The organism is Terrabacter terrae, from assembly GCF_039529575.1.
Lineage (GTDB): Bacteria > Actinomycetota > Actinomycetes > Actinomycetales > Dermatophilaceae > Terrabacter > Terrabacter terrae.
The window spans coordinates 907,076-922,414 of record NZ_BAAANB010000021.1 but is presented as its reverse complement, the minus strand read 5'-3'; the positions used below and the strand labels follow the sequence as shown (position 1 = coordinate 922,414).

At 72.3% G+C, this 15,339-nt stretch carries 12 protein-coding genes; 2 read left to right on the top strand and 10 right to left on the bottom strand.

Annotated features, from left to right (window positions below; translation table 11 throughout):
- Positions 1–64: 64 nt before the first annotated feature.
- The 6 genes from ABD194_RS14395 to smc all read right to left on the bottom strand — a co-directional run bounded on the left by ABD194_RS14395 (position 65) and on the right by smc (position 8,841).
- Positions 65–403 carry a P-II family nitrogen regulator gene (locus ABD194_RS14395; protein WP_343992512.1) on the bottom strand — a complete coding sequence of 113 codons (339 nt, stop codon included), beginning with the start codon at positions 401–403 and terminating at the stop codon, positions 65–67.
- Complete coding sequence (locus tag ABD194_RS14390) at positions 400–1,812, bottom strand: ammonium transporter (protein WP_343992510.1); 1,413 nt, start codon at positions 1,810–1,812, stop codon at positions 400–402. The genes ABD194_RS14395 and ABD194_RS14390 overlap by 4 nt, the downstream gene beginning before the upstream one ends.
- Before the next feature lie 196 nt (positions 1,813–2,008).
- Positions 2,009–3,220: a signal recognition particle-docking protein FtsY gene (ftsY, locus tag ABD194_RS14385; protein ID WP_343992508.1), complete on the bottom strand. Its 1,212-nt coding sequence runs from the start codon at positions 3,218–3,220 to the stop codon at positions 2,009–2,011.
- Complete coding sequence (locus ABD194_RS14380; protein ID WP_343992506.1) at positions 3,213–4,829, bottom strand: glycosyltransferase family protein; 1,617 nt, start codon at positions 4,827–4,829, stop codon at positions 3,213–3,215. The genes ftsY and ABD194_RS14380 overlap by 8 nt, the downstream gene beginning before the upstream one ends.
- 116 nt (positions 4,830–4,945) lie before the next feature.
- Positions 4,946–5,131 carry a hypothetical protein gene (locus tag ABD194_RS14375; protein ID WP_343992504.1) on the bottom strand — a complete coding sequence of 62 codons (186 nt, stop codon included), beginning with the start codon at positions 5,129–5,131 and terminating at the stop codon, positions 4,946–4,948.
- A 131-nt stretch (positions 5,132–5,262) separates the two neighbouring features.
- On the bottom strand, positions 5,263–8,841 hold the full coding sequence (gene smc / locus ABD194_RS14370) for a chromosome segregation protein SMC (protein WP_343992502.1): 3,579 nt from the start codon (positions 8,839–8,841) through the stop codon (positions 5,263–5,265).
- Between the two features lie 119 nt (positions 8,842–8,960).
- Between smc and ABD194_RS14365 the strand changes: the two genes are divergently transcribed.
- A complete protein-coding gene (locus ABD194_RS14365; RefSeq protein ID WP_343992500.1) occupies positions 8,961–9,620 on the top strand; it encodes an MSMEG_1061 family FMN-dependent PPOX-type flavoprotein in 660 nt (219 codons plus the stop codon).
- A gap of 46 nt (positions 9,621–9,666) precedes the next feature.
- On the opposite strand, the gene ABD194_RS14360 is transcribed toward ABD194_RS14365, so the two are convergent.
- Both ABD194_RS14360 and ABD194_RS14355 read right to left on the bottom strand, forming a co-directional pair.
- Positions 9,667–9,984, bottom strand: coding sequence for a chorismate mutase (locus ABD194_RS14360; RefSeq protein ID WP_425579989.1), 318 nt, complete (start codon positions 9,982–9,984; stop codon positions 9,667–9,669).
- 18 nt (positions 9,985–10,002) lie between these two features.
- On the bottom strand, positions 10,003–10,317 hold the full coding sequence (locus ABD194_RS14355) for an acylphosphatase (protein WP_343992498.1): 315 nt from the start codon (positions 10,315–10,317) through the stop codon (positions 10,003–10,005).
- A 107-nt stretch (positions 10,318–10,424) separates the two neighbouring features.
- Between ABD194_RS14355 and ABD194_RS14350 the strand changes: the two genes are divergently transcribed.
- Entirely contained in the window at positions 10,425–12,464 is a 2,040-nt protein-coding gene (locus ABD194_RS14350) for an acyltransferase family protein (protein ID WP_343992496.1), read from the top strand.
- A 48-nt stretch (positions 12,465–12,512) separates the two neighbouring features.
- Here ABD194_RS14350 and ABD194_RS14345 read toward each other — a convergent pair whose 3' ends face one another.
- Together ABD194_RS14345 and ABD194_RS14340 are read right to left on the bottom strand one after the other, a co-directional pair.
- Entirely contained in the window at positions 12,513–13,376 is an 864-nt protein-coding gene (locus ABD194_RS14345) for an MOSC domain-containing protein (RefSeq protein ID WP_343992494.1), read from the bottom strand.
- Positions 13,373–15,298, bottom strand: a complete 1,926-nt coding sequence (locus tag ABD194_RS14340) for a M3 family metallopeptidase (RefSeq protein WP_343992492.1) — start codon at positions 15,296–15,298, stop codon at positions 13,373–13,375. The genes ABD194_RS14345 and ABD194_RS14340 overlap by 4 nt, the downstream gene beginning before the upstream one ends.
- Positions 15,299–15,339: the final 41 nt, after the last annotated feature.

Genomic DNA, 15,339 nt, shown 5'->3' with positions numbered 1-15,339 from the left:
TCTCTTCGTGCTGGCCCTGGACGCTGGCGGGCCGTGCTCCGGGTGTGCGTCGGCGTGTCCGACCTCAGAGGGCGGAGACGCCGCGCTCGCCGGTGCGGACCCGGACGACCTCGTCGACGGGGACGGACCAGATCTTGCCGTCGCCGATGCGACCGGTCTGGGCCGCCTTGAGGATGACCTCGAGGACGTCGGGAGCGTCGATGTCGTCGACGAGGACCTCGAGGCGGACCTTGGGGACGAAGTCGACGGTGTACTCGGCTCCGCGGTAGACCTCGCTGTGGCCCCGCTGGCGGCCGTAGCCGCTGGCCTCGCTGATGGTCATGCCGGCGACCCCGAAGGCCTCGAGGGCCTCCTTCACCTCGTCGAGCTGGTGGGGCTTGATGATGGCGGTGATGAGCTTCATGCGTTGGCTCCTTCGACCTGCGATGCGGTGACGACGGGACGGGTGCTGGTGCGGCTGCCCGAGGCGGGGAAGCCGCCGAGCTCGTACCCGGACTCCGCGTGGACGGCCTGGTCGATGCCCTCGGACTCCGCGTCCTCCGAGACCCGCCAGCCGAGCGTGGCCTTGAGGGCCACGGCGATGACGCAGGTCAGGACGAACGACAGCACGAGCGAGATGGCGGCGATGAGCACCTGCAGCACGGTCTGCTCCCAGCCGCCGCCGTAGAGGAGGCCGGTGGAGGTGGCGAGCAGGCCTGCGCCGACGGTGCCCCAGAGCCCGGCGACCAGGTGGACGCCGACGACGTCGAGCGAGTCGTCGTAGCCGAACCTGTACTTCAGCCCGACGGCGAGGGCCGACAGGCCGCCCGCGACGACGCCGAGGATGATCGAGCCGACCGGCGAGAGGGCGCCGCAGGCGGGGGTGATGGCGACGAGGCCGGCCACGACACCCGACGCCGCGCCGAGCGAGGTGGCGTGCCCGTCCCGGAGCTTCTCCACGACGAGCCAGCCGATGGCTGCGGCACACGTGGCGACGGTGGTGTTGAGCCACACCGACGAGGCGACGCCGTCGGCAGCGAGCTCGGAGCCGGCGTTGAAGCCGAACCAGCCGAACCACAGCAGGCCGGCACCGATCATGACGAGCGGCAGGTTGTGCGGGCGCATCGCGACCTTGGCGAAGCCGAGGCGCTTGCCCACCACGAGGGCGAGGGCCAGGCCCGCCGCACCGGCGTTGATGTGCACGACCGTGCCGCCGGCGAAGTCGATGGGTGCGACGGTCGCCTTGCCGTCGGTGACCCCGAAGAGGGCCGCGGAGAGGCCGCCGGCACTGTTGCTGAGCAGGCCGCCGCCCCAGACCATGTGGGCGATCGGGAAGTAGACGATGGTCACCCAGATGATGGAGAAGACGATCCAGGTGCCGAACTTGACGCGGTCGGCGATGGCGCCGCTGATGAGCGCCACCGTGATGACGGCGAAGGTCAGCTGGAAGCCGGCGTAGATGTACTCGGGGATGAACACGCCCACCCCGAACGGGTCGACGAGCCTTGGGCCGTCGGGGCCGGTCAGCTGGCTGAGTCCGAAGAGGTGGAAGGGGTTGGCGAAGATGCCGGCGATGTCGCCGCCGCCGTCCTGCAGGTTGCCGAACGACATCGAGTAGCCCCACAGCACGTAGACGATGCCGACGACGGCCAGGGCGCCGAAGCTCATCATCATCATGTTGAGGACCGACTTGCTCCGGGTCATGCCTCCGTAGAACAGGGCCAGCCCGGGCGTCATCAGGAGGACCATCGAGGAGGCGATCAGCATGAAGGCTGTCGCGGCCTCGTTGATCTGCGGTGCTGCTGCCGCGAGGGGCGTCAGTGCTGGTGTCATGCACGGGAGTCTGGAGACGCGCCGTTTCACCGGGCGCCGCGGCGTGTTACGGCCGTGTCAACTCCGGCGGGGTGGTGTTAGCGGATGGTTTCGCCCAGCGGGGCGGTCCGGATCGTGGACTCCCCGCCGGACGCCGGAGACGACGTATGCCGCCCGGCCAGCCGGGCGGCATACGTGAGCTGTTGCGGGTCGACGACTACATGACGATGGCGTCGACGAAGGCCTCGGGGTCGAAGGGGGCCAGGTCGTCGGGTCCCTCCCCCAGGCCGACGAGCTTGACCGGAACGCCGAGCTGACGCTGGACGGCCACGACGATGCCGCCCTTGGCCGTGCCGTCGAGCTTGGTCAGCACGATGCCGGTCACGTCCACGGCCTCGGAGAAGACCTTGGCCTGCTGGAGGCCGTTCTGCCCGGTGGTCGCGTCGAGGACGAGGAGCACCTCGTCGATCTCGCTCTGCTTCTCGATGACGCGCTTGACCTTGCCGAGCTCGTCCATGAGGCCGACCTTGTTGTGCAGGCGGCCGGCGGTGTCGATGATGACGACGTCGACCTCCTCCTCGATGCCGGCCTTGACCGCGTCGAAGGCCACGGCCGCGGGGTCGGCGCCATCCTTCTCCGAGCGCACGGTGGGCACGCCGACGCGGGCGCCCCAGGTCTCGAGCTGGTCGGCAGCGGCGGCACGGAAGGTGTCGGCCGCGCCGAGGAGCACCTCGCGGTCCTCGGCGACCAGGACCCGGGCGAGCTTGCCGACGGTCGTCGTCTTGCCGGTGCCGTTGACGCCGACGACGAGGATCACGGCGGGGCGGTCGCCGACCCGGGTGCTCGTGATGCGACGGTCCATGTCGGGCTGGACGAGGGCCAGGAGGTCCTCGCGGAGCCAGCCGCGCACCGTGGCCTCGTCGGTGGCCCCGTCGACCTTGACGCGGGTGCGCAGCGACTCGACGAGCTCCATGGTGGCCTCGACGCCGAGGTCGGAGGAGATGAGCGTGTCCTCGACCTCCTCCCACGTCTCCTCGTCGAGCTTTCCGCGCGACAGCAGGGCGAGCAGGCCCTGGCCGATGGAGGAGTTGGAGCGCGCGAGGCGGGCGCGCAGGCGCTGGAGGCGGCCGCGGGCCGAGGCGGGACGCTCGACGGTCGGCTGCGGCGGTGCGGGCGCGACCTCCGGCTCGGGCTCGACCTCGACGGTGGCCCGGGCACCCGGGTGCTCCGGCGGCGCCACGGTGTCGGTGGTGTCCCCCGGTGGCTGACGGTCGAGGTCCTCGGCGGGCAGCCCGGGCCGAGCGGGCGGGGCCTCGCGCTCGAGCGTGCGGCGCCGCCCGGTGATGAGGCTCACGCCGTAGGCGATCGCTCCGAGCAGGACGATGACGCCGACGATGACGTAGATCAAGACTGTGTCCACGTCAGCCATCCAACCACGGTCGGCGACGGTGCCGACCGCGCGCCGCAGCCCGCCGGGCGGCCCTCCCGCCGGCCGCCGCGGGCTTCCAACCGGCTGCCATGCGGGCGCGCACGTCTGCCGTCCACCACAGCGCGGCGACCGCGAGCACGGGCACGAACGTGAGCAGGTAGCGCGACCGTCCCTGGAACAGCAGGGTGAAGGCGGCCACGCCGACGAGGGTGAGCAGCAGTAGCAGGGACTCGGCCGTCACCCTTGCCCGCAGCCATCCCACCGCGGCCAGCGCCAGGACGAGCCACCAGAGTCCTTGGGTCAGTGCCACCCTCGCGCCGAAGAGGTGCCCGACCGGTGAGTTCCACGACTGGACCATCTCGAAAGGCCGGCCGTGGTGCACGGGTCGGCGTGACAGGTCGATGCCTTCGCCGTAGGCCCACAGCATGCCGTCGCCCCAGGTGAAGTCGAGCTTGTTGGCCTCGAACCACAGCGTGCCCAGCGGCCCGCGACGCTCGAGCTGGGCGCTGATCATGCGCTTGGAGATGCTGTCCTGGAGGGCGGTCGGCTTGCCGAACGTCGCGCTGTTGGTGGGTCGGTCGTACCCGCCGTAGACGCGGTTGTGGTTGGGCCCCACCTGGACACGAATCCCGTCGGCCACGTACTGCCAGACGGAGGCCGTCACTCCGGGCGTGGTGGCAGGTGTCCGGGCCCAGCGGGCGACGGCGGGTCCGCTCACCATCATGCCGAGCGCGACGCCAGCAGCCAGGCACCCTGCCTGCGCAGCGCAGGCGACCCACCTCCTGCGGTCGCGCTGCCCCAGGGCGGCCGCCAGGAAGGACACGGCCGCGGCGACGATCACCACGAGAGGCGTCGTCTTGAGGTCGACGCCGATCGCCAGGATCGCTCCGGCTGCGAGCGCCCAGGCACCCGTGGTCAGCCGTGTCCCCGCTCGTAGTGCGCGGACCACGCAGTAGATCCCCCACACCGGCGTCCACATCGAGGCGACGTCGGTGTAGGGGACGGCCATCCACGGGCTGAGCCCGACCAGCACGGTGACGAGAACCATGGCCGCCAGGGCCGTGGCGTGGTCGGACACCAGCGTGCACAGCCGGTGGGTTGCGACCAGTGCCAGCGCGAAGAACACGACCTGGAAGGCCAGGAACGCTGTGCCGTAGTCCACGCCGAGTGCCTCCGCGAGCCGATGCGCCTGTCGGGCGAGAGCGAGGAGGAGGTCGTTGTTGGGGTACCGCGAGAGGTAGGCGACCTGGAGGGCGGTCACCTCACTGGGCGCCCTCGTCGCGACGTTCTGGATCAGCTTCGGGTCCCAGGTGTTGACGTAGTAGCTGGCATAGCCCACGAACCCGGCGATCGCCGTGCACAGGAGCCCGACCGGGAACGCGAGCCTGCGGGCGAGGCGGTCAGATACCAGGGCCCGGCGCCGCAGCAGGAGCCAGGTGGCCAGGACGAGGACGGCGAACGTCACCAGCGCAGCCGGCCGGGAGTACGGGATGGCCGAGAACCGGGGCGCCACCATGGTCATGGCCACCAGTCCGAGCGCCAGCATCCCGCTCAGGCGGCTGGCGCGGATCCAGGCTCTCGACGGTCGCGGACACCCGGTGACAGTCATGACACCTCCGTGTCATGTGGTCGTTGCGCTCCTGCAAGAGCATAGGCAACGAAGATCTGCCACAGAGGTGAGCGGCTCCAGAGGTGGTCGCCCCGGGGAGCCGGCGGTTGTGCCGCTCAGGGCAGCCGTGCGGTGGTGCGACGGTTCCAGGTGCTCGCACGGCGACGTGCCGAGCGCGCAACCCCCTCCCCCTTGGGGGTGAGCAGGTCCCGGCCCCCACGGTGCGCCGGCACCGCGACCACGCCGACGACCGCGACACCGAGCACGGTGACGACGAGCATCGAGATGACAAGGAACACCATGGGGAAAGAGTGACGGATGTGACTGCTGTGACGCAAACAGCGTCAAGTGAAGATTTGGCAACGGCGACATGACGCGACTCCCCGGCGTCACCGGCGTCCGGGGAAACCAGTCAGGGGGGTATGCCGGGTGCTCAGGCGGAGCGGTCGGCGACGTCGCGGATGCGCTGGGACACGACCGTCGTCACCCCGTCGCCACGCATGCTGACGCCGTAGAGGGCGTCCGCGATCTCCATCGTCTTCTTCTGGTGCGTGATGACGATGAGCTGCGAGCTGTCGCGCAGCTCCTCGAAGAGCGTGATCAGGCGGCCGAGGTTGGCGTCGTCCAGCGCCGCCTCGACCTCGTCCATGATGTAGAAGGGCGAGGGCCGGGCCTTGAAGATCGCGACGAGCAGCGCCACGGCCACCAGCGAGCGCTCGCCACCGGAGAGCAGCGACAGCCGCTTGATCTTCTTTCCGGGCGGGCGGGCCTCGACCTCGAGGCCGGTGGTCAGCATGTTCGACGGGTCGGTGAGGACCAGCCGCCCCTCGCCACCCGGGAAGAGGCGCTGGAAGACGCGCTCGAACTGCACGGCGGTGTCCTCGAACGCCTCGGCGAAGACACGCTCGACCCGCTCGTCGACCTCCTTGACGATGTCGAGCAGGTCGCGCTTGCTGTTCTTGAGGTCCTCGAGCTGCTCGGTGAGGAACTTGTGCCGCTCCTCGAGGGCACTGAACTCCTCGAGGGCGAGCGGGTTGATCCGGCCCAGCGCGTTCAGCTTGCGCTCGGCCTGGCGCAGCCGCTTCTCCTGCGCCTCACGCACGAAGGGGACCGGCTCGGGCTGCGCCGCGTCCGGGTCGGCGTCGGGGTCGGGCACGGCGGGGACCGGCCGGTGCGGGCCGTACTCCTCGACGAGGTCGGCCGGTGCGACGCCGAGCTCCTCGACCGCCTTGGTCTCGAGCTGCTCGATGCGCAGGCGCTGCTGGGTGCGGGCGACCTCGTCGCGGTGCACGGTGTCGGTCAGCTCGCGCAGCTCGGCCTGCAGCGTCGCGACGTCGCGTCGCACGACGGCGAGCTCGGCGTCGCGCTCGGTGCGCTCCGCCTCCCCCGCGGCGCGAGCGCGTCCGGCCTGGTCGGCCGACTCGGCGAGCAGGTCGTGGGCCCATGCCGCGGCGGTTCGCACGGCCTCGGCCACGGCGGCCTCGCGGCGGCGGCGCGCGCGCTTCTCGGCGAGGCGCTGACGCGTCTCCTCCCCGTGGCGGGCCCCACGCTCGAGGGCGTCGGCGCGGTCCTTGAGGGCGCGGGCGCGCTCCTCACGGGTGCGCAGTCCGAGGCGCAGGTCGGTCTCGGCGGCCCGGGCCTCGCGGGCCAGGGCCTCGAGGCGGTCGCGCTCCTCGGTGGACGGCTCCTCGGCGAAGTCGCCCTCGCCGCTCGCGGCCTCGAGCCGCTCGAGCAGGGCGGCGTGCTCGGCCCGGTCGGTCTCGAGCGCCTCGGTCGCGTCGGCGATGGCCTTCTCGGTGCGCTCGACCTCGGCGCGCGCCGCCCGCAGGGTCTGACCGAGCGAGCCGAGCTTCTCGGCGATCGCCGCCATCCGGGCGTCGCTCTCGTTGAGGCGCTCGAGGGCTGCCTCCACGGAGTCGGAGAGCTCTGCGCGGGTGGCCTCGGCCCCTGCGACCCGGAAGCGCGCCTCCTCCCCCTCACGCGTGGCGCGCGCCATGGCGTCCTGCGCGTCGTCGAGGGCCGCCTGCAGCTCGAGCAGGCTCGGCGCGGTGGTGCTGCCACCGCGGACGGTGCCAGGGGCGTACACGTCGCCCCCGCGGGTCACCGCGGTCACTCCAGCGTTGGTGCGAAGCAGCGCCTTGGCCTGCTGCACGTCCGCGACCAGCGCGACGCGGTCGAGCACCTGGTCGACCGCCGGGCGCACGCTCTCGGGACACGAGACGACGTCGCGGGCCCACCGGGCTCCGTCGTCGAGCGCCGGCCACGCCGCGGGGTCCACGGACGTCGCGGACTCGGCGACCAGCAGGCTGGCGCGCCCGTGGTCACCGTCGCGCAGGGCGTCCAGTGCCGCGGCCGCGGCGTCGAGCGAGCCGACGGCGAGCGCCTCGGCGGCCGATCCGAGGGCAGCGGCGACGGCGTTCTCGAGGCCGGGCTCCACGGTCACGAGCGAGGCCACCGAGCCGAGGATCTCGTGCCCCTCGTCCGCGGCGGCGAGCAGGGCCGCGGCCCCGTCCTTGCGGCTGAGGCTGAGCCCGAGCGCCTCCACGCGCGCTGCTGCCGTGGTGCGGCCCCGCTCGGCGGTGGCCTCGGCCTCCTTCCAGCGCGCCAGCTCGGCCTCGGCCGCCTCGAGCCGCGCGGCGGCCTCCTCGTAGGCGGTGTCGAGGCCCTCCTCGCCCTCCTCGTCCTGGGCGACGCTCGCCTCCAGTCGGGAGAACTCGCGCTCGGCCTCGGCGGCGCGTGCCTGCGCGGCCTCGATGGTGCCGCGCAGGCGTCCGACCTCGGCCTCGCGGGCCTCGATGCGCGAGGCCCGGGCGCCGACCTGGCCGCCCAGCTTGGCCAGACCCTCACGACGGTCGGCGGCGGCCCGCACCTCTCGCTGCAGGCGGGCGATCTCCTCGGCATGGCTGCGTTCGGCATCGGTGCGGGACAGCACCGCCTCCTCGAGGGCGGCCTTGGCCTCGGCGATCTCCTCGAGGAGGAACGCCTCCTGCTCGCGCACCTCGGCAGCCTGCGCACGCAGCTGCTCGGGGTCGCGGCCCTGGCCGGGGGCCTCGGGCTCGTCGTCCTCGCTGAGCAGGCGCACGCGTTCGGCGGCGAGCGAGCGCGTGGAGGCCATCCGCTCCACGAGCCGGCCGAGCGAGACGTACTCGTCCTGCGCCCGGGTGAGCGCCGGGCGGGCCGCCTCGGCGGCGGCCTCGAGGCTCGCGAGCCGTTCCGCCAGGCCGGCGATCGACTCCTCGACCTCGGCGCGGCGCTCGATGAGGGCCGACTCGTCGGCGACCTCCTGCTCGAGGGTCGACGTCAGCTGCACGAGGTCGTCCGCGAGCAGCCGCAGCCGCGCGTCGCGGGCGTCGGTCTGGATGACGGCGGCCTTGCGCGCCGTCTCCGCCTGGCGCCCCAGCGGCCCGAGCTGGCGGCGGATCTCGCCGGTGAGGTCCTGGACCCGGGTGAGGTTGGCCTCCATCGTGTCGAGCTTGCGCAGCGCGCGCTCCTTGCGCTTGCGGTGCTTGAGGACGCCGGCCGCCTCCTCGATGAAGCCGCGACGCTCCTCCGGTGTGGCCCGCAGCACGGTGTCGAGCTGGCCCTGCCCGACGATGACGTGCATCTCGCGGCCGATGCCGCTGTCGGAGAGCAGCTCCTGCACGTCGAGCAGGCGGCACGGGGTGCCGTTGATCGCGTACTCCGACCCGCCGTTGCGGAACATCGTCCGGGCGATCGTCACCTCGGTGTAGTCGATCGGCAGCGCGCCGTCGGTGTTGTCGATCGTCAGGGCCACCTCGGCGCGGCCCAGCGGCGCGCGGCCCGCCGTGCCGGCGAAGATGACGTCCTCCATCTTGCCGCCACGCAGCGACTTCGCACCCTGCTCGCCCATCACCCAGGCGAGGGCGTCGACGACGTTGCTCTTGCCCGAGCCGTTGGGGCCCACGATGCACGTGATGCCGGGCTCGAGGCGCATGTGGGTCGCGGAGGCGAAGGACTTGAAGCCCTTCAGCGTGAGGCTCTTGACGTACACGACCCGAGAAATCCTTTGTCCAGCCTGCGGCGATCCCGGTCAGCGTACTAGCCGGAAAGGTCCGGCTCGGGGAGGCGAGCGCACGCACCCGCCGGGCGCCGACCGCATACGGTGGCCTGGTGGACGACCACGCGCCCCGGCAGGCCCTCGTAGCGGACGAGCACCTCGTCACCTCCCTCGAGCGGCTGCTCGAGGTCTACCCCACGTCGCCGGTCCCGAACTCGCTTGCGAAGGAGTCGCCGGTGCTCACACGCAGCCACCGACGGATCATCGAGGCCGCCCCGTTCGTCGTGGTCGCCACCGTGGGAGACGGAGGTCTCGACCAGTCGCCCCGTGGCGACCGGCCCGGCTTTGTCCTGGTCCGGGACGACCGCACCCTCGTGATCCCCGACCGGCGCGGCAACAACCGCCTCGACACGCTGCGCAACCTCGTCGCCGACCCCCGTGTCGGGCTCCTCTTCCTCGTGCCCGGTCTCGGTGAGGAGCTGCGGGTGCGCGGTACGGCCGTCGTCTCCACCGACCCGGAGGAGCTCGGGCGCCACGCGGTCAGGGGCACCAGGCCGGCATCGGTCGTCGTGGTCACCGTCGAGCGCGTCTACTTCCAGTGCGCCCGCGCGGTCAAGCGCAGCCGGCTCTGGGACTCCGGGTCGCACGTGGACCCCCGGACCCTGCCCACCGCCGGCGACATGACACGAGAGGCCGGCGGGTTCGCGTCCGACGCCGAGGCCGCCGCCTACGACGCAGCGCTCGACGAGCGTCAGGACGCCACGCTCTACTGAGCCCCGGGAGGCCCGGGGAGGCAGGTGGCCCTGGGCGGGTGCCCCGCTACGAGCTGCCGTTGGCGATGCGCTCGTGGTGGTGGATCACCTCGGCGATGATGAAGTTCAGGAAGGCCTCGGCGAAGACGGGGTCGAGACCCGCGCTGTCGGCGAGCGCCCGCAGCCGCGCGATCTGCTGCTCCTCGCGCCGCGGGTCGGCCGGGGGAAGGTGCTGCTCGGCCTTGAGCCGACCGACCTGCTGCGTGCACTTGAAGCGCTCTGCGAGCAGGTGCACGAGCGCCGCGTCGATGTTGTCGATGCTGCTGCGCAGCCGGGCCAGCTCCTCAGGGACCTCGGGCACGTCGCCCACCGGATCGTCGCTCACCGCGCCAGAGTAGGTCGCTCAGCGTTCGACGAACCCGTGGGTTCCGTCCTTCGGAACGCCCTGCTGCACGACGACGCTCTCGACCCGTCCGGGTCGCCGGCTGGTGGAGGGCGACTCCCTCAGCAGCGCCTCGAGCGCGGCCACGGCCTCGGCACTGCCCTGCGCCACCACCTCGACGCGGCCGTCGGAGGTGTTGCGTGCGTGTCCGACGAGCCCGAGCTCGAGGGCCCGGGCGCGGGTCCACCAACGGAAGCCGACGCCCTGCACGGATCCCCGGACGAACATGGTCGCGCGCACGGCCCCTCCGTCACTGCCCTGCGCCGCCTGCTCCATCCCCACACGGTATGCCGCGTGGCGTCGCAACGCCGTCACCGGCCGTAACTATGCTCGCCGCAGGCAGAGCGGTGACTCCACGCACCGAGGCCCACGGAAGGAGCGACGTGTCGACGTCGGCGATTTCACGGGCGGCTGGCACGGGTCAGACCGCCGACACGGCCACGGGGGCCAGTCCCCGATCCGGGCGCGCGCGCGAGGGTTCGCCGGGCTCCTCCGGCTCTCCCGGGCGGCCCGGCCGCATCGAGGGGCTCGACGGCCTGCGCGCACTCGCCATCGTCGCGGTCCTCGTCTACCACCTCAACGCCTCGTGGCTGCCCGGCGGGTTCCTCGGCGTCGACGTGTTCTTCGTCGTCTCGGGCTTCCTCATCACGACCCTGCTCGTTCGCGAGCACGAGAGCACCGGACGCGTCCGCCTCTCCCAGTTCTGGGTCCGCCGGGCCCGTCGGCTGCTGCCGGCCCTCGTGCTCTGTGTCCTCACGAGCGTGCTCATCGCCCGAGCCGTCAGCCAGGACCTGCTCGTCGACATCGGCCGCGAGATCCTCGGCGCGCTCACCTTCTCGACCAACTGGGTCGAGATCACCGCCGGCACGAGCTACTTCGACCAGACCGCGCCGCAGCTGTTCATGAACTTCTGGTCCCTCGCCGTCGAGGAGCAGTTCTACCTCGTGTGGCCGCTGCTGACGCTGGCCCTGCTGGCCGTGTCGAGCCGGGTCCGGGTCGGTGCCGCCGTCGCGGTCGGGCTCGGCTCGTCGCTGCTGATGGCGGCGCTCTTCTCCCCCGGCACCGACGGCACGCGCGTCTACTACGGCACCGACACGCACGTCATGGGCCTGATGGCCGGCGCAGCTCTCGCCTTCGCGTGGGCCAGCCCGCGCCTGGCGCCGCGGGTGGCCCCCTCACGCTGGGGCCGCTTCGGGCCGTATGCCGTCCCGCTGGCTCTCCTGGTCCTCCTGGCCGAGATGGCCCTCCTCGACGAGCAGTCGACGTGGACCTTCCGAGGCGGCATCCTGCTGGCCTCGCTGGCCACCGCGGTGCTCGTCATGGGCGTCGTCGAGCGGCGCCCCGGCGGGCCGTGCCCGGTGGCACGGGTGATGCGTCACCCGGTCCTGGGCTGGGTGGGCGCACGGTCCTACTCCATCTACCTCTGGCACTGGCCGGTCATCCTGCTCGTCGCCCTGGACAACCCGTCCGCGCCGGGCACGGTGTCGCACCTGCTGACGCGCCTGTGGTGCGTGCTCGTGACGGTCGCGCTCGCCGACCTGAGCTTCCGCTTCGTCGAGACGCCGTTCCGCACGCTCGGCTTCCGCGGCGTCGCGGTCGCCCTCGGCCGTGGCGTGTCCGAGCTGACCCTGCGCGGCCGGCGCGTCGTGGCCACCGTCGTCGCCGTCCTCGCGGTGGCGACCGGCGTCATCGTGCTCACGGCGCCCGACCAGAGCCAGACCGCACAGATGCTCGCGCAGAACGAGGCGGCCGCAGACCAGCAGGCGCCGGCTGTCTCGCCGTCGGGCGCCCCCTCCACCGCCCCGCCCGGCGTACCGAGCATGCCGTCCACGCCGGGCGCGACGGCGCCGTCGGCCTCAGCCACCCCGGGCGGTCCCTCGGCCACGAAGGCGTCCTTCGCCATGCCGAGCGGCCCCGAGCTCGACGCCTACGGCGACTCCATCATGGTCGGCAGCCTGCAGGCGCTGCGCTACTACTTCCCGGGCATCCGCATCGACGCCAAGTCCAACCGCCGGTGGTCCGACGGTCTCGCGCAGGTCCGGGCACGCGGCTCGGACAACCGGCGCGCGGTCATCCTGGCGTTCGGCACCAACGCCGGCGTCGACGAGGACGCCGTCAAGCAGGTCCTGGCCACCCTGGGCCCCGAGCGCATGGTCGTCCTCGTCAACATCATGGCTCCCTTCTCCCGCGTCGACTCCGACAACGCGACGCTCGAGCTCGTGGCTCGTGGCCGGTCCAACGTCGTGGTCGCCGACTGGGCCGACGCGATCCGGGCCCACCCCGAGCAGGTGCAGTCCGACCGGATCCACCCGACGATCACGGGCGCGCACCTGTTCTCCAAGACGGTGCGTCAGGCCCTTGCCGACCTCTCCGAACGCCACACCGGCACGAAGGTCCTGCTCAAGGAGCTCCCGATTCCCTGAGGCCGCTGCCCGCCTGAGGAGGGCCACAGATGGATCCGGCGTCGCCGTTCAGACCGCCACGACTGGGTCGCCGACGCGGAGAGTGGCGCCGGGTGCCAGCGGCAGCACCGGGGCCAGGCGGATGCCGAACCATGTCGCCCCCTCCCACTTCCGGTGGCGGGCCAGCGTGCGGATCGGCTCCTTTCGGGTGCGCAGGTCGTCGCGGTCGATCGTGGTCATGACGCACCGGTCGCACACCATGGTGGTGCGGAAGGCCACGTCGCCGATGTGCACCGACGACCACGAGTCCTCGGCGAACGGCTCGCCACCGGCGACGACGACGTTGGGCCGGAACCGGTCGTGGCCCACGGGATCCCCCGGCTGCTCACCCCGCTCGGCAGCCGTCTCGAGCAGCCAGCCGCCCAGCCGGCGCAGCGACGCCTCCGACGTGACGTGCAGCGGCGCGGCGTCCGAGAGCGAGTTGCGGTCTCCCGTCCGCCCGCCCATCTCGGGCCGGATGGGCCGGACGGTGTCATCGTCCTGCCAGACCAGCCGCAGGGGTCGTCCGACCCGCGCGGACAACCAGGCGTCCGCGTCGGAGCCGGCGGGCCTCGCCTCGTCCTGGCCGGAGAAGCGGACCGTCACCGGTGTGGCACCGGACGGCGCGGCGACGAGCAAGGGGTCCGCGCCGGGCGCCGACAGCAGGATCGCGCCGTCCGGCCGCGGTTCCGCGCGCAGGCCGAGGAGCGCGTGCTCCTCGCGGGCCGTGACCTTGGTGCCCCCCTCGTCCACGACCGCCCACCGACGGTCGCCGCGAAGCCCCTGCGCCTCGACGACCGCCTCCTGCACCGCCACGCCCGCCAGCGACTTGACGGGATAGGTGGCCAGCGCGGTGACGACCAGGTCACCCCGGGCGCTCGCTGCCCCGCTCACTCGGCCAGCCAGGCGGCATACGCGTTGAAGGTGTAGGGACGGCCGAGGAAGTCCTCGACGAGGTCGGCGGCGTCGCGCCGGCCACCCTGCGCGAGCACCTTGTCGCGGTAGGCCCCGGCGACCTCGGGGTCGAAGAGGTCGCCGCGGTCGAAGGCGGAGAACATGTCCTTGGCGATGACGAGCGACCACATGTAGGTGTAGTAGCCGGAGCTGTAGCCGTCGAGGTGCCCGAAGTGGCACTGCATGTGCGTGCCCTCGAGGTACGGGAAGACCGAGTAGCGGCCCATCAGCTCGCGGAGGCGGGCCGTGAGGTCGTCGGTCTTGCGCACGTGGAAGTCGTAGGAGAGCGCGGCATAGAACATCTGCGTGCGGGCGTCGTAGCCCTTGCCGAAGTCGTCGGCCCGGCGCATGGCGCGCACGAGCTCGGCGGGGATCGTCTCGCCCTCGGCGTCGCGCGCGAAGGTGGCGAGGACCTCGGGGTCCCACGCCCACTCCTCGAGCATCTGGCTGGGGGCCTCGACGAAGTCCCACTCGGTGGCGACGCCCGAGAAGCGCACCCACTCGGTGCCACCGGCGAGGACGTGGTGCACGAGGTGGCCGAACTCGTGGAAGAGCGTCACGACCTCGTCGTGCTCCATCAGGCCCCGGTTGAAGTTGCAGACGAGCACGCCCTCGGGCAGCTGCGTGCCGGCCACCCCCCGGACCAGGTCGAACTGCGCCGCGTGCTTGTACTTGCCGTCCCGCGGGTGAAGGTCGAGGTGGATCCGGCCGATGCGCTCGCCGCCGAAGGAGACGTCGAAGGTGGCGACCTCCTCGTGCCAGGTCCGGGCGTCCTCGGCCGGCACGGGGGTCCACTCCAGGCCGAAGAGCCGGCCGGTGACGTCGAGCAGCCCCTGGCGGACCGCCTCGAACGGGAAGTAGGTGCGCACCTTCTGGGCGTCGACCGCGAGGTCCTCCTTGCGCACCAGCTCGGAGTAGTACGCCACGTCGGCGCCGTCGATGTCGATGGCCTCCGGGCGGTCCCGACGCAGGCGCGCCAGCAGCACGTCCTTGTCCCGCTCGGCACTCGCCGTGGAGAGCTCGGTGATGCGGTCGATGAACTCGTCGATCGCCGCGCCGGTGCCGATCATCTTCACCTCGGCGTCGAAGTCGGCCCACGAGGCGTAGCCGAGCAGCGCGGCGTGCTCGCGCCGGGCCGCGAAGAGGTCCTGCAGCACCCGGTCGTTGGCGGGCCACGCGATGCTGAGGAACTGGGTCACCAGGTCGCGCCGGGCCTGGGCGTCGTGCGCGAAGGTGCGGAAGGGGACGACGTCCGGGTAGTCCGTGGTCACCGTCACCATCCCGTCCTCGTCGACGGGGTGCGCGTCGACCCAGTCCTGCGGCAGTCCCGCGAGCTGGTCGGGGGTGACCCGGATGCTGCGGACGTCCTCGCGGATGTTCTTGCTGAACTCCTGGCTGAGCAGGATCTCGCGTTCGCTCAGCTCGCGCAGCCGGTCCCGCGCCGCCTCGTCGCGGTCCACGCCGGAGCGGTGGAAGTCGCGCAGGGTGCGCTCCAGCACGCGCGCGGCGTCGGCGTCGAGCCCGCTGGCGTCGATGCCGGCGAGGACTGCGTACAGGCCGGTGTCGAGGCCCAGGTCGGTGTCGAGCTTCTGGACCTGCTGGGCCACCGACTCCGCGCGTTCGCGCACGGCGGGGTCCGGGTGCACCTCGGAGAAGAGGGAGCCCACCGACGCGGCGTTGGACAGCGCCGTCTGGGCGTCGTTCCAGACGCGAAGCACCTCGAGGGGCTCGCTCGGCGGGTCGTTGCGCAGGCCCTCGACCAGCGAGCGCGTGAGGGCGAGCTGCTGCTCGCCTCGTTCGCCGACCCACTCGAGCCAGTCGCTCGACAGGGGCAGTGGCAGGTGGGTCGGCTCGGTCGTCACAGACGGCACTGTATGCCGCGTTCCTCCCCTGCGTGCCGAAC

Excerpts from the sequence above, each read along its gene's own strand:
- ftsY (WP_343992508.1), bottom strand. The coding sequence starts at position 3,220 with ATGGCTGACGTGGACACAGTCTTGATCTACGTCATCGTCGGCGTCATC.
- ABD194_RS14355 (WP_343992498.1), bottom strand. The coding sequence starts at position 10,317 with ATGGAGCAGGCGGCGCAGGGCAGTGACGGAGGGGCCGTGCGCGCGACC.
- ABD194_RS14395 (WP_343992512.1), bottom strand. The coding sequence starts at position 403 with ATGAAGCTCATCACCGCCATCATCAAGCCCCACCAGCTCGACGAGGTG.
- ABD194_RS14390 (WP_343992510.1), bottom strand. The coding sequence starts at position 1,812 with ATGACACCAGCACTGACGCCCCTCGCGGCAGCAGCACCGCAGATCAAC.
- ABD194_RS14380 (WP_343992506.1), bottom strand. The coding sequence starts at position 4,829 with ATGACTGTCACCGGGTGTCCGCGACCGTCGAGAGCCTGGATCCGCGCC.
- ABD194_RS14375 (WP_343992504.1), bottom strand. The coding sequence starts at position 5,131 with ATGGTGTTCCTTGTCATCTCGATGCTCGTCGTCACCGTGCTCGGTGTC.